Here is a 13005-nt window from a genome sequence, read left to right as displayed (position 1 = left end):
TCTGAAAAAATTATGCGTGTGGAGGGAGCGGTGCGCGTTGCCGTGCAGCCCGCAAACCGTCGCGCAGGCGATAGCCGCGCAGCGCCGCTTGGGGCGCGAAATTCATGTAGAGGGGTTGTTTGCTCAGGGGTTCAATCCGAAGATCGAGGTCGGTCTCGGACACTCCCAGCGCCCAATCGGACAGGATGCCGCCGATCATCGACCCGGTCGGCACACCGCGCCCCGAGAGGCCGGTCATCGCCACCACACCGGGCGCGAGGCCGTAGAGACGCGGCACTGTTTTTCGCTGCATGTCCAATTCACCGAACCAGAAGAACTCCCACCGCAACTCCTCGCGCAGCTCCGGGTGGAGCCATTTCAGGCGATCGGAGAGGACCTTGCGCGTGTAGGCCGGATCTTTGCCGCGTGCGCCCATCGGGAACATGGAGGCGACGATGCGGTTCTCGCGGTTGTATTTGTAGACATAGATATCGCCGCGCCCGTCTTGAATGGTTGTCCGCTTTGGCAGGACAGCCGCCTGCGAGGCCGCAGAGAGCGGCTGTGTCGCTGCGACGAACACGCGCATGATGCGGAAGGTTTCTTCGAGCTTGGGCCAACCGGCAACGGTATAGGCCCCCGTGGTGTAGATCACCTTCTCGGCCCGGACCGATCCGCGTTGGGTTTTGACGACCCATGACTGGTTTTCGCGTTCGCATCCCGTAACACTTGCTCCGGTGAAGATTTGACCGCCTTCGGAGAGCACAGCCCGCCCAAGCCCCCGCGCATAAGCAAGTGCGTTCAGCCCGCCCGCTTCCTCATGGAGCCAGCCACCGTAAAACCGCGAGCTGCCTGTGATGTCGCGCACTTCGTCACGGTCGAGCATCCGCGTGCGTGCGCCAACCTCGTTATAAGTCTTGGCATGCTTTGCGAGGGTCTTGAGGTGCGACGGAAACAGCGCGCCCTGAACATAACCGTTCTGCTCCCATTCGCAGTCGATATTGTAGCTGGAGATCATCTCTCCCACTTTGTCATTCGCGCGGGTTTGGCGGTGGATCAACCGCTCTGCCCAAGGCTCTCCGAGCACCTTGCGCAGGTCCGGCAGGCTGTAATGGGTGAAGGTCGGCGTGCAGTGGCCCGCGTTGCGGCCAGAGCCGCCAAAGCCGATCTCCTCACGCTCCAAAACAACGACAGAAACGCCTTGTCGTGCCAGTTCGAGGGCTGTCGTCAGGCCGGAGTAACCCGCCCCGACGATACAGACATCTGCGGTGACCTCACCGCGCAAAGGCTGGGTGGCCGGGGCCTCCGGCGCAGTCGCATACCAAAGCGTGTCTTTGAATTCGGAGAACTTGGGTTTCATCTCATTCACCCTGTGCGCGGCTGTCGAACGCATCGCGCAACCCGTCTCCGATGAAGTTGAAACCGGTCACAGCGATGGTGATTGCAAGGCCCGGAATGATGGCAAGCCACGGCGCGGATTGCAGGTATTGCTGCGCGCCGTTGAGCATGTTGCCCCAACTCGGGAGCGGCGGCTGGATGCCGTATCCGAGGAAGGAGATATAGGCTTCTAACAGAATGGCACGGGCCACCGTAAGGGTCGCGGCGACGATGATCGGGCCGATGGCATTGGGCAGCAACTCACGGAACATGATCCAGCGGTTCGACAGGCCGAGCATGTGTGCGGCTTGGACGAAATCCTGATTGCGGAGCGATTTGACCTCCGCCTCCACGATCCGCGCGACTTCCATCCAACTCGTTGCAGAGATGATGAGAGCGATCATCACCGGGCCGGGTTGGATAAACGCGGCCAGTGCCAGGAGTAGAAAGACCGATGGGAAAGAGAGGAACGCATCGACGATCCGCATCAGGACTGCGGCGACTTTGCCGCCGTAGTAGCCGGAGACCACGCCAACGACGGAGCCGATGGTGGTGGCGATGATCATCACCGCAAAGCCCACGGCCATGGAAATCTGACCGGCGTGGAACAGGCGCGCCGCGATGTCACGGCCCAAGGGATCGGTGCCGAAGATATGCCCACCCGTTCCCGGCGGCGCAAAGCGGGCCATCAGGTCGATGTGCAGTTCGTCATAAGGCAGGAGGAAAGGACCGATGAAGCAGGCCGCCGTCAGCGTCAGCACCATGATGAGACCGATCAGAGCGAGCTTGTGGCTCAGAAACCGGCGCAGGGCACGGGATTTGATGAAGGGACGGCGCGCGGGGGTATTCGCTGTGAGTGAGCTCATATCAGGCAATCCTTCAGTCGAGACGAATGCGGGGGTCGATCAGGGCGACGATGAGATCGGCGGCGAGGTTGCCGACCAGGACGAGAATGGCAGAGGCCATCAAGAGGCCCATCACGACCGGATAGTCGGAGTACCCGAGGCTATCGAGGAACAGTCGTCCCATGCCCGGCCATGTGAACACGGTCTCTGTGACAAGCGCGCCCCCCAAGACCATGGGCAACTGCAGACCAGCCAGAGTGATCATGGGCACGAGAGAGTTCCCGACGATATGTTTGAGCACAACACGGCGGCGCGGGAGGCCTTTTGATTTCGCCGTGCGGACAAAATCCTGATTGATCACGTTGAGGGTGGAGGTGCGCATGTAGCGGCTCCAGATTGCGACATCGACCAGCGCCAGCACCGCAGCCGGCATGATCAAATGGCTCGCATAGTCGAGCACAGAGCCATCCCCGACGGTGTACATATTGCCTGCAGGCAACCATCCGAGGTTAAGCGAGAAAAAGTAGATCGCGATCAGGCCGAACCAGAAGGTCGGGATCGACAGGGCGACCATGGCGAAAACCGTTGTCGCGTAGTCAAAGGCCGAGCCGCGTTTCAGCGCGCTGAAGATGCCGATCGTGCTGCCGAGAGAAACCGAGATGACGGTCGCGGTGCCCATGAGAAGAAGGGTCGCGAAGAGGTGGCTGCCTATCACGTGCAGGACCGATTGCCCGTCACGATAAGAGGTGCCCCAGTCACCCACGACGAGATTGGACATCCAGTCGAAGTATTGAACGACAACTGGGCGGTCGAGGCCCATCTGCGCGGCGATCTTGTCAATCTGTTCCTGTGTCATGCCGGGGCTGAGCGCGAATTGCGACAGCGGACCACCGGGCGCGAGCGTCAGAACGGCGAACCCGATAAAGGAGACGATCAGCAAGAGAATGAGGCTCTGGCCGAGCCGGGAGAGAATATAGCGCAGCATGTCGCCGCCCTCCTTGTGCGATTGTTATGGGGGCCAGCCGAAGGGACACGGCTGGCCATGAGATGCGGCGGGAAGGGAGCGCCGCATCTCGGGGACGTGTTCGGACGTGCTGGCTTTAGCCGCGTTTCCAATCCCGCACGTTCCAGGTGTCGATGCGGTTGTTCACGTTCGGCTCCGGGCCGGTCACATCGTCTTTCCAGCCTTTGATCACGGCGTATTGGAACATTGGAAGGAACGGCAGATCGTCACGCATGACCGCCTGCATTTCCTCGTAGATCGCTTTGCGCTCTTCAGGGACGAAGTTCGCAGCACCCTTGGTAAGAAGCTCGTCCACTTTCGGGTTCTGATAGGCGAAGGTGTTCTGGCCCGAGCCGCCGAGCGCTGGAGACATGGTGGACATGAAATAGTCGGACGTATCTGGGTCAGCCCCTGCGAGCGTGTTGAGGCCCACAACAACGGAGTCGAATTCGGAATTCATCCAGTAGTCGCCCCACATCACGGCCGGCGGGAAGTTCTTGATCTCCATCTGGACGCCGATCATGGCGAAGGTCTGCTGGATGAACTGTTGCGCCTGCTCGCGCAGGTGGTTGCCTGCGGTCGTGGAGTTGGAGAAGGCGAGTTTCACGCCGTCTTTTTCACGGATGCCGTCAGCGCCTTTGACCCAGCCAGCTTCATCGAGGATCGCGTTTGCCTTCTCGATGCTGAACTCATGCGTCGGCAGGCTCTCGTTGTAGTAGTAGGACTGACGCGGCATGTAGGTCTCGGTCGGGGTCGGCACGCCGTAGTAGAGCGCATCGATGATCGAGGTTTTGTCGATGGCAGCATAGAGCGCCTGACGCACGGCCAGTTCCTGAAACTGCGGGCGGGTCATGTTGAGACCGATGGATTCAAAGGTGGCGGTGCCCGCGACCTTTACGACTTTACCGTCGAGCGTTTCCGCCTCTTCGAGGTGGTCCGGCGTGATGTACTGCAGGCCGATGACGTCGATGTCGCCGGATTTGAACTGCGTGTACATGACGTTCAGATCAGGCACATATTTGATGATAAGCGTTTCGAGGAACGGACCATCCATGTGGTAGTCTTTGTTGGCCTCAAGCTCGATGTGGTCACCGGCCATGCGGCTCTTGAACTTGAACGGGCCGGTGCCGATCGGCGCGGTGTTGAGGACCGTGTCGTTTTTGTCGGCTACACCCTCAAACACGTGCTTAGGCACGATGTAGGTGGAGGCGAGGATCGCGGCCATCGGTGCGAAAGGCTCGCTCATGGTCCAGGTCAGCTCGGTCGGTGAGACGACCGTGATGTTTTCCATGAGCTTGTAGCCCGTGGAGCGGAAGGAGCGGAAATCCGGGTCCATGGTCAGTTCGAGAGAGAACTTTACATCTTCTGCGGTGAACGGGGTGCCGTCGTGCCAGGTCACACCTTCTTTGAGCTTGAGGCTCCAGTTCAGACCATCTGCGGTGATGCCGCCGTTGGCCACGGAGGGAACTTCGGCTGCGAGGATCGGGAAAAACTCACCGGACGGATCGAAATCGAACAGCGTGTCGTAGACAGCGTAGTAGAGGCCTTCGTCCACTTCGATGTGCGGCATGAGCGGGTTGAAGACGGTCGGCTCTTGCGAGAACGCAAGCACCAGTTGGCCGGACGGATCGGCATTGGCGGCAAAGGCGCGGTCACGGCCGATGGCCATCGGCCCTATCAGGCCGGCAGCACCTGCCGCACCCATCATCATCAAGGTTTGGCGGCGGTTGAGATGTGCGGAATTTTTCTTCTCGTCAGTCATCATGGTTTCCCTGTTGGTGTCGCAAGTTGGGGGAGGATCGGTCCGCGCTTGCGTTTCACGAACCGACATTTGCGGCGCCCATCGGAACGGACGCGTGCGTCTTCAGAAACCGGTGATGATCTCGATTTTCGAGCCATCACTGAAGCGGTTGAAGCGGAAGGCCGTCGGATCGACGATCGGAGCCCGCCCTGTCACCAGATCCGCGGCGAGACGCCCCGCGGCCGGCCCGATTCCGAACCCGTGTCCGGAAAAGCCGGTGGCAATGTAGAAGCCGGGAATGTCGTCAATCGGTGAGATCACCGGAACGGCGTCGGGCGTGACATCGATCGCACCGGCCCAGCGTTGAGCAATCTCGGCTTTCTCGAACACCGGAAACGCCTTTCGTAGATTGGCGAGTGCTTTGTCCTGAAGCGAGAAGGCCGGTTTTGGATCGAGCACGCGGTTGTATTCGAAGGGGCTGACCTCATCGAGCGACCATTTGTTCGGGATGCGGGCCTCGTCGTAGAACTTTCCACCAAAGCGCAGCATGAGCGATTTCCACTCCGCGCCGAGGGCCGGAAGAAATTCGCGCATGTAGCGGAAGCTGTCCGGCACGATGTCGACGATATTTCGGAAGCCGTCGGCAATGGTATAGCCACCGTCCTGACGTTTGCGGACGGAGAACCCTTCGGACCAGATCGCGTGTTCCGGCCCGCCTTCGAGAGGTTTGGTGCGGATCACGGAGTTTTTGACCTTGAGCTGCGGCAGGCGCAGGCCCGTGTTGCGGGCAAAGAGGCTCGACCATGCGCCACCGGCGAGCACGACCTGCTCACAGGCAATCTCGCCACGCTCTGTCACGACGCCGCAAACCTTTCCGCCCGCTGTCTGAATCCCGCGCACGGCACATTCGGTGAGAATATGCGCACCCCGATCCCGCGCAGCCTCGGCAATCGCAGGGGCCGCTTTTTGCGGCTCCGCTCGGCCATCGACGGAGGTGAAAAGCGCCCCTTCGATGTTCATTTTCATTCCGGGGGTCTTTTCGTTGAACTCTTTGGACGAGAGCATCCTGCTATCGATCTGGTAGTCTTTGAGATGTTCGAGCCATCTCTCGTGTTCGTCGAAGTCTTTCTTTGTCGCGCAGGCAAAGGCGATGCCCGCACGTGTGTAGCCGAGATCGCGTCCTGTGCGTTCGGCCAGTGTCGGCCATATGCGCAGGGCTTCGGCCATCAGGGGAATTTCGCGGGGGTCACGGCGGGTGATGCGCACCCAGCCCCAGTTGCGGCTCGATTGTTCATGGCCGATCCCGCCCTTTTCACAGAGCGCGACTTTCAGCCCCTGATCTGCGAGTTCGAGCGCGGTGGAGGCGCCGATGATACCGCCACCGATGACGACGACATCGACTTTCTTGGGCAATTCGAGATCGCCATGGACGGGAACGACGAAAGGACCTGGCATCTCAGAATGACTCCTCAAGTTGGCAATTGACGCAGAATTCGGCGACGCTCGCCTCGTTCGGTAGTTCGATCAGCATTTGGATCACGGCGGCGAGGTCCTTCGGGTCGGTCATCGCCTCTGCTGACCGGTCGCTCAGGGCCATGGCCATGTCGGTCGCGACAAATCCCGGACAGACGACTGTGGCGCGAATGCCATCGTCGAAACCGGTGTGGCGCAGGGCATGGGCGAGACCAACGGCTGCAAATTTGGAGATGGCGTAGGACCCCGCGCGGGCGGATTTCACGCGTTTGCCCGAGAGCGATCCGAGAATGATCACGCGGCCCTTGCCCGAGATTTTCAGCCCGTCCCAGCACGCAGCAGCCAAACGGCGCGGGCCCTGAACGTTGATTTCGAGAAGCTGCGCCATCTCGTCGTCGGAAATCTCAACGGGTGTTTTCGGGATCATGATCCCGGCGTTGGCAACCACGGCATCAATGCGCCCGTGGGTCTCCATGACTTCTTTTGCCCAATCTTTTGCGCTTTGTTCCGATGCTGCGTCATAGGCAAAGACATGAACGCGTTCGGGGGCGTCCTTTGCCCAGTCCGGCATCGAAGGGGTGCGCATTCCCAGAGACACAGTCCAGCCAGTGTTAAAGAGCGTCTGCGCGACAGCGGCCCCAATGCCACGGTTCGCGCCAGAAATCAGGGCGATACGAGTGTCACTCATTCGAGTTTTTTCCTCATGTTCAGATAGGCACGTTTCAACATGCGCATGAATGCTTCGCGGTCTTCTGGCTCAATGAAGTCGAAGAACTCGTCTTCCTGTTCGCGAATGATGCCGCGCACTTGCTCGGCCAGTTCGTGACCTTTCTCGGTGATAAAGAGCGCTTGGGCGCGCTGATCGTCTTCTGCCGCTTCACGGCGGATATCCCCGGCCTTGACCAAAGTGTCGATGATCCGGCCCGTGGACGGCCGGTCGCGCATCAGGACTTCCGCGATTTGCGAGGGACGGACGCCTGGATAACGGTCGACGATCAACAGCGCCGTGATCTTTCCTTTTCCTTTCGCGACATCGAGATGCCCCATCCGGTGATCGAGATCGCGGGACACAACGGAATCGAGCGAACGGATATACCAGCTGAACGTCCCCGCGAGCACGTCGATGTGCAGGCCAGCGAGCTCCAAAGGCTCTTCGTCGTGGGTGCGATCAGGGTCAGTCATGGGCGGTGTGCGATCAGTGGTCATTGTCATCTTTCCTTCATGTTTGAGGCCCGGTCCTTCGGTCGCAATAATAAAGTTGCAAAACACAACTGGATAGTTGTGAAAAACAACCATTGCCTCATTTTCGTTCACTTGCGCCAGATCGAAGTCGGCGAATGACCGCGGAGTAAGCAAAAAAGAAGGGGCAACCAAGGCTGCCCCTCTCTAAATCTCAAATGTGCTTTGATGTGTTACGCTGCGGTCGCGCCGGGAATCGCCGCAATCAGCGAGCGCGTGTATTCATGTTCGGGCGCCTGGAAAATCTGTGACGGCGGACCGTATTCGACCATCTTGCCACGGTGCATGACGATGATCTCGTCGCTGATCTGACTCGCCACCCGCAGATCATGGGTGATGAAGATCATCGCGAGTTTGCGTTCGCGCCGGATTTTGTCGAGCAGTTCGAGCACCTGCGCCTGAATAGACACATCGAGCGCGGACACCGCCTCATCCGCGACAATCACTTCGGGATCGAACATGAGCGCCCGCGCGATGCCGACGCGCTGACGCTGGCCGCCAGAGAATTCGTGCGGGTAGCGGTCAAAGGCGGAGGGGTCCAAGCCAACAGTCTCCAAAAGCTCCTCCGCCCGTTTGCGGGCATCATCACGCGTGAAAAGATTGTGGGCGATTGGCCCAACGGTCAGTGCCTGACCGATTGTGAAGCGCGGGTTGAGCGAGGCAAACGGATCCTGAAAGATCATCTGGATGCGCGGACGGAGAGGGCGGAAATTGGTTTCGTCGAGGGCCAAGGTGTTTTCCCCCTGAAACCGGATCTCGCCGCTGTCGGCGGGGATCAGCTTCATGAGCACTTTGCCCATGGACGATTTGCCCGAGCCGGATTCTCCGACGATGCCGATGGTCTCGCCCTTATGTAGCGTGAAGCTGATGTCATCGACTGCTTTCACCTCACGTATACGGCCGAGGAAGCCACTGCGCGTGCGGTAGGTCTTGTGCAGGTTCTGCACCTTGAGGGCGACATGCCGGTTCGTGGCGCGTTCGCGGTCCACTTCGCGCATTTTCGGCACGGAGGCGATGAGCTTTTGCGTATAGGGATGCGCGGGCGATGCGAGCACCTGTTGTGCGGGGCCTTGCTCCACGAGGTGACCCTTTTCCATCACGATCACACGATCCGCAATTTCGGCCACGACGCCGAAGTCGTGCGTGATGAACATGACGCTCATGCCCTTGCGCTGTTGAATGCGGCTGATGAGATCAAGGATTTGCGCCTGCGTTGTCACATCGAGCGCGGTGGTCGGTTCGTCCGCGATGAGGATGTCGGGGTCGAGCGCCAAGGCCATTGCGATCATCACGCGCTGACGCTGACCGCCGGAGAGACGGAAGGGATATTGATGCTGGATCAAGTTGGGATCGGGCAGACCGACCTCTGTCAGCATTTCCAACACTTTCGCGGTCCGACTGTCCGGCGTGCCCATGTTGTGCGTGTCGAGCACTTCGCGAATTTGATCGCCGATGGTCATCAGCGGGTTCAGCGCCGAGAGCGGGTCCTGGAAGATAATCGACACGGCGCGGCCACGCAGTTTGCGCAGCTCGGATTCGGGAAGATCGAGCAGGGAGCGACCCTGAAAGTCGATATGGCCTTTCTCGATTGTCATCACGTCGGGCAGGAGGCCCATGACGGTATTCGCGGTCACGGATTTGCCGGAGCCGGATTCGCCGATGATGCAGAGGATCTCCGCAGGCATCAGATCGAAGCTGATATTTTGAACGGCATAGGGGCGGTCATGTTTGCCCGGCAGCGCCACCGATAGGTCGCGCACGGATAGAACGGGCATGGTGCCCGTTGGTTGGTCAGTCATCAGTTTTCTCATCGTTTGTCATTATTATGCCCGTCCAAAAGGGGCGGGTTTCCCGCGAGGGGCAACGACTGCGATCTGGTTTTAAGGTGGCGCAGCGCAAGCTGGCACGATTTTGCGCCAGAAATTTAGCGGCTTGCGTAATTAATGAGCGGGAGATTGCGTTGGGGAGGCGGTGTTCCCGCCTCTGTCCATATAGGGACGGGGCGAAGGTGTAGCACCTTGCCTTTAACTGCGCCTTCAACTGCGGTCGGTGCTGTCACGGGCGCAAAGGAGCCATTTGAGATCTACGATCGGGTCGCCGGCGTCTTCGTCGTTTGTGCGTGCAAGGATCCTGCGCGCTGCGAGTTCCCCCATTTCACGACGGAAGGTGCGAACGCTGGTGATCGAGGGGTAGGCGGCCGACATCACTTCAAGATCGTTGAAACCGCAAATGCCGATGTCTTTGCCGATCTGGAGGCCACGTCTTTGCGCGGCAAATTGTGCGCCAAGTGCGAGGTCGTCGTTGTTGCAAAAGATGGCGTCCGTGTCCGGTTCGAGTGTCAGCAATCGGTCGAAAAGTTCTCCGCCCAAATGAACGCTGGATGGCTCCTGAGTTGTGAGCTTGCGCAGTTTGCCGTTGGGATCAGCTGCTTTGATCGCGTCGCTGAACCCTGCAAGGCGGCGTTCCGAACGGGGGTCCATCCGCGCGCCGATGAAGGCTGGCGCGCGGTAGCCCTGTGCGAATAGGTGTTCGGACGCGGCGCGGGCTGCATCCCGGTGTGAAAAGCCGACGAGCATATCCACCGGGTCATTAGACACATCCATGATCTGAACGATCGGGCAATCTGCCTGTTCCAGAAGCGCGCGCGAGGCCGGCGACTGGTCAATGCCCGCCACGATGAGCCCTGCCGGACGTTGGCTTAGGAAGATGCGGATCAAGTCTTCTTCGACCGAAGCGATATAACGCGTATTGCCAAGCTGCACATTGTAGGGCGTGCCCGCGACTGTGTCGTAGAGGCCCGAGAGCACGTCGGTAAACACGTTGTTCGTCACCGACGGGATCAAAACACCAATGACGTTGCTCCGGCGCGACGCGAGCGCACGCGCGGACGGATCAGGCACATAGCCGAGCTCTGCGACCGCTTTCGTGATTCGTGTTCGAAGCCCTTCTGACACCATTTCGGGGCGTCTCAGGGCGCGACTGACAGTGATGGTTGAGACGCCGACGGCTCGAGCGACATCCTCAAGAGTTATGCGTTTTGAATGTTTTGGCACGTTTCTGACCGCTTCTTTCGACACAAATAGATAATCGTTGACGAATGACAGCGCTGTCAATAACTATAAATGGCATGACAGCGCTGTCATTTGATAAGATGGCAGCACGAAAGGGAGAAAAACGGTGCGGCATATTTTGGTCATGGGTATTTGCGGAACGGGCAAGTCCACGCTTGCCGTGCTTTTGGCTGATCGCCTGCACCGCCCATTCATCGAGGCCGACGACTATCATTCGTCAGAAGCCATCGCCCGGATGGCCAGTGGCGCGGCTCTCACCGATGATGATCGTTGGTCTTGGCTCGACCGTGTGGCTGAGGGAGCGCTCGCAACCGGCGAGCCGTCAGTCGTCGCATGTTCTGCGCTCAAATCAGCGTATCGCGACAGATTGCGCGAACACCTCGGACCCATCGATGTCATTCATCTGCAGGGGGATCGCGATCTGATCGCATCGCGCATGGCGGCTCGGGAGGAGCATTACATGCCGGTGAGTCTGATCGACAGTCAACTTGCAGATCTTGAACCACCTTCGGGAGAGGCCGTTCTTACTCTCGATATCGCGCACCCCCTCGGCCAATTGGCCGACGCCGCACAAGACTTCGTTACGCGTTCGCCCCTGAAAGCGTGACCTCAATTTCAATCCTGGGAGGAAACCATGAAAACACTTAGTCTCGCCGCTCTGGTTCTGATGAGCGCATCCAGCATCGCAATGGCTCAAGATATGACCCTGCGGTTCCAATCGTCGGATCCGGCCGGCAACCCGAACTTCCTGCTGCAAAAGCAGTGGGCCGAGAGCGTCCTTGAGAAAACCGGCGGCACCATCGCCGTGGAGCTTTTGCCGGTTGAATCCATCGTCGCCCACAACGAAACCCAAGACGCGATTGCGGCGGGTATTCTCGATGGTCACGTGACCGACACCTCCTATTTTGCGGGCAAGGATCCGGCCTTCGGTCTGATTGCCAACCCCGTTGGTGCCTACGGCAAGCCCGAAGAAATGCTCGACTTCATGTATGAAGGTGGCGGCAAAGAGCTCATGAACGAGCTCGAGAACCCCTATGGTCTTCAGTTTATCGGCGCGACCACTCCGGGTCTCGAAGCCTTCGTTTCCAAAGTGCCGCTCAACGGCGTGGACGATCTGAAAGGTCTCAAAATGCGCGCCCCTGAAGGCCTCGTTCAGCAGGTCTTTGCCGCCGCTGGCGCAGCCCCTGTGAACCTGCCGGGGTCCGAGGTCTTTACCTCGCTCGACAAAGGCGTGATCGATGCTGCGGACTACACCGTGTTCTCGACCAACCACGCACAAGGCATGCACGATGTTGCGCCCCATCCGGTGTACCCGGGGTTCCATTCCATGCCGCTCGTCGAAATCTCGATGAACAAGACCAAATGGGACAGTCTGACCGAAGATCAGCAGGCGGCGCTCGAAGCCTCTGTTCAGGAATTCTCCGTGATGCAGGTTGCCGCTCTGCGTGCAGCTGACGAAGCCGCGGTTGAAGAGGCAAACGCCTCCGGCGAGGTCACCATCCATGACTGGTCCGCAGAAGAGCGTGCAAAGTTCCGTCAGATCGCCCAAGGCGAATGGCAGAAGGTCGCGGAGCGTTCTGAGAATGCTCAGAAAGTCTATGACGCTCTGACCGCATACCTCACCGAAAAAGGTCTCATGTAAGCTGGGCTTGATCCAAGGGGCGGCTCCGTATGGGGCGGCCCCTTCTTTTGATGTGGAGGCATCCGATGGGCACCGCCAAGGAAAACAACAAACTCAGTGTGAGTGGCGAAACACCACGCGAGACGGGCGCGCCCGTGCAAGAGGCCGGATTGCTCGGTCGTGTGATCTCGTCCGGGGGGCTGATCTTTGCAGCGGGGATCGTCGTTGCGATGCTAATCCTGATTCAGGAGGTCGTCCTTCGCTATTTCTTCAACAGCCCGACGAACTGGGCGCATGAGACCACGATCTTTTTGTGCGGCGTGGCTTTTGTCTATGGCGGTCTCTACTGCGTCGCCCGCGACAGCCATATCCGCGTCGTGCTGATCTATGATGCGCTCCCGCCGCGGGCGCGTCGTTGGCTCGACGTCGTCATCTCGGTGATTTGCGCCCTGTCCTCCGCGATGTTCGCCTATGCGGCGTGGATCATGGTCAAGCGCGCTGCCTTTACGCCCTCAGGCGAATTCCGCCTCGAGCGCTCTGGGAGTGCGTGGGACCCAGTCTATCCGGGTGTCATGAAGATTTTTCTGCTCGCGGTTCTCACGGTCATGGCCGTGCAGTTCCTGATCCTTGCAATCAACTACTTCCGAGGGAAGCGCTAA

The 13005-nt window shown here is 59.4% G+C and carries 12 protein-coding genes; 3 read left to right on the top strand and 9 right to left on the bottom strand.

Translation table 11 applies throughout. The features are described from left to right. Window positions 1-10 precede the first annotated feature (10 nt). The 9 genes from J5Y17_RS12580 to J5Y17_RS12540 all read right to left on the bottom strand — a co-directional run bounded on the left by J5Y17_RS12580 (window position 11) and on the right by J5Y17_RS12540 (window position 10707). Window positions 11-1336 (bottom strand): FAD-binding oxidoreductase, encoded by a 1326-nt coding sequence (locus J5Y17_RS12580; RefSeq protein WP_219785609.1) that lies wholly within the window; start codon window positions 1334-1336, stop codon window positions 11-13. 1 nt (window position 1337) lies between these two features. After that, the gene (locus tag J5Y17_RS12575) at window positions 1338-2219 is read right to left on the bottom strand and encodes an ABC transporter permease (RefSeq protein WP_219785608.1); all 882 of its coding nucleotides are present in this window, start codon (window positions 2217-2219) and stop codon (window positions 1338-1340) included. A 13-nt stretch (window positions 2220-2232) separates the two neighbouring features. After that, window positions 2233-3183, bottom strand: a complete 951-nt coding sequence (locus J5Y17_RS12570) for an ABC transporter permease (protein WP_219785607.1) — start codon at window positions 3181-3183, stop codon at window positions 2233-2235. Between the two features lie 115 nt (window positions 3184-3298). Further along, complete coding sequence (locus tag J5Y17_RS12565) at window positions 3299-4963, bottom strand: peptide ABC transporter substrate-binding protein (RefSeq protein ID WP_219785606.1); 1665 nt, start codon at window positions 4961-4963, stop codon at window positions 3299-3301. Between the two features lie 102 nt (window positions 4964-5065). Next, complete coding sequence (locus J5Y17_RS12560) at window positions 5066-6397, bottom strand: FAD-binding oxidoreductase (protein WP_219785605.1); 1332 nt, start codon at window positions 6395-6397, stop codon at window positions 5066-5068. 1 nt (window position 6398) lies between these two features. Further along, window positions 6399-7103 carry an SDR family NAD(P)-dependent oxidoreductase gene (locus J5Y17_RS12555; protein ID WP_219785604.1) on the bottom strand — a complete coding sequence of 235 codons (705 nt, stop codon included), beginning with the start codon at window positions 7101-7103 and terminating at the stop codon, window positions 6399-6401. Further along, on the bottom strand, window positions 7100-7621 hold the full coding sequence (locus tag J5Y17_RS12550; protein WP_219785603.1) for a MarR family winged helix-turn-helix transcriptional regulator: 522 nt from the start codon (window positions 7619-7621) through the stop codon (window positions 7100-7102). The genes J5Y17_RS12555 and J5Y17_RS12550 overlap by 4 nt, the downstream gene beginning before the upstream one ends. Before the next feature lie 206 nt (window positions 7622-7827). Next, window positions 7828-9453, bottom strand: coding sequence for an ABC transporter ATP-binding protein (locus J5Y17_RS12545; RefSeq protein ID WP_255572072.1), 1626 nt, complete (start codon window positions 9451-9453; stop codon window positions 7828-7830). A 237-nt stretch (window positions 9454-9690) separates the two neighbouring features. Then, on the bottom strand, window positions 9691-10707 hold the full coding sequence (locus J5Y17_RS12540; protein ID WP_370628943.1) for a LacI family DNA-binding transcriptional regulator: 1017 nt from the start codon (window positions 10705-10707) through the stop codon (window positions 9691-9693). Window positions 10708-10831: 124 nt separating this feature from the next. On the opposite strand from J5Y17_RS12540, the gene J5Y17_RS12535 reads away from it, so the two are divergent. The 3 genes from J5Y17_RS12535 to J5Y17_RS12525 all read left to right on the top strand — a co-directional run bounded on the left by J5Y17_RS12535 (window position 10832) and on the right by J5Y17_RS12525 (window position 13005). Next, window positions 10832-11332 (top strand): gluconokinase, encoded by a 501-nt coding sequence (locus J5Y17_RS12535; RefSeq protein WP_219785601.1) that lies wholly within the window; start codon window positions 10832-10834, stop codon window positions 11330-11332. Window positions 11333-11359: 27 nt separating this feature from the next. Beyond that, window positions 11360-12367: a TRAP transporter substrate-binding protein gene (locus tag J5Y17_RS12530; protein ID WP_219785600.1), complete on the top strand. Its 1008-nt coding sequence runs from the start codon at window positions 11360-11362 to the stop codon at window positions 12365-12367. Between the two features lie 65 nt (window positions 12368-12432). Then, window positions 12433-13005: a TRAP transporter small permease subunit gene (locus J5Y17_RS12525; protein WP_219785599.1), complete on the top strand. Its 573-nt coding sequence runs from the start codon at window positions 12433-12435 to the stop codon at window positions 13003-13005.

The sequence above is a fragment of the Celeribacter sp. PS-C1 genome, assembly GCF_019429625.1.
Taxonomy (GTDB): domain Bacteria; phylum Pseudomonadota; class Alphaproteobacteria; order Rhodobacterales; family Rhodobacteraceae; genus Celeribacter.
The sequence above is the reverse complement of the archived record's forward strand: the minus strand, read 5'-3'. Positions and strand labels throughout refer to the sequence as shown.

Bases quoted from the DNA above. Each gene is read 5' to 3' on its own strand.
- J5Y17_RS12545 (WP_255572072.1), bottom strand. From the start codon at position 9,453: ATGACTGACCAACCAACGGGCACCATGCCCGTTCTATCCGTGCGCGAC.
- J5Y17_RS12570 (WP_219785607.1), bottom strand. From the start codon at position 3,183: ATGCTGCGCTATATTCTCTCCCGGCTCGGCCAGAGCCTCATTCTCTTG.
- J5Y17_RS12530 (WP_219785600.1), top strand. From the start codon at position 11,360: ATGAAAACACTTAGTCTCGCCGCTCTGGTTCTGATGAGCGCATCCAGC.
- J5Y17_RS12580 (WP_219785609.1), bottom strand. From the start codon at position 1,336: ATGAAACCCAAGTTCTCCGAATTCAAAGACACGCTTTGGTATGCGACT.
- J5Y17_RS12560 (WP_219785605.1), bottom strand. From the start codon at position 6,397: ATGCCAGGTCCTTTCGTCGTTCCCGTCCATGGCGATCTCGAATTGCCC.
- J5Y17_RS12565 (WP_219785606.1), bottom strand. From the start codon at position 4,963: ATGACTGACGAGAAGAAAAATTCCGCACATCTCAACCGCCGCCAAACC.
- J5Y17_RS12575 (WP_219785608.1), bottom strand. From the start codon at position 2,219: ATGAGCTCACTCACAGCGAATACCCCCGCGCGCCGTCCCTTCATCAAA.
- J5Y17_RS12555 (WP_219785604.1), bottom strand. From the start codon at position 7,103: ATGAGTGACACTCGTATCGCCCTGATTTCTGGCGCGAACCGTGGCATT.
- J5Y17_RS12550 (WP_219785603.1), bottom strand. From the start codon at position 7,621: ATGACCACTGATCGCACACCGCCCATGACTGACCCTGATCGCACCCAC.
- J5Y17_RS12525 (WP_219785599.1), top strand. From the start codon at position 12,433: ATGGGCACCGCCAAGGAAAACAACAAACTCAGTGTGAGTGGCGAAACA.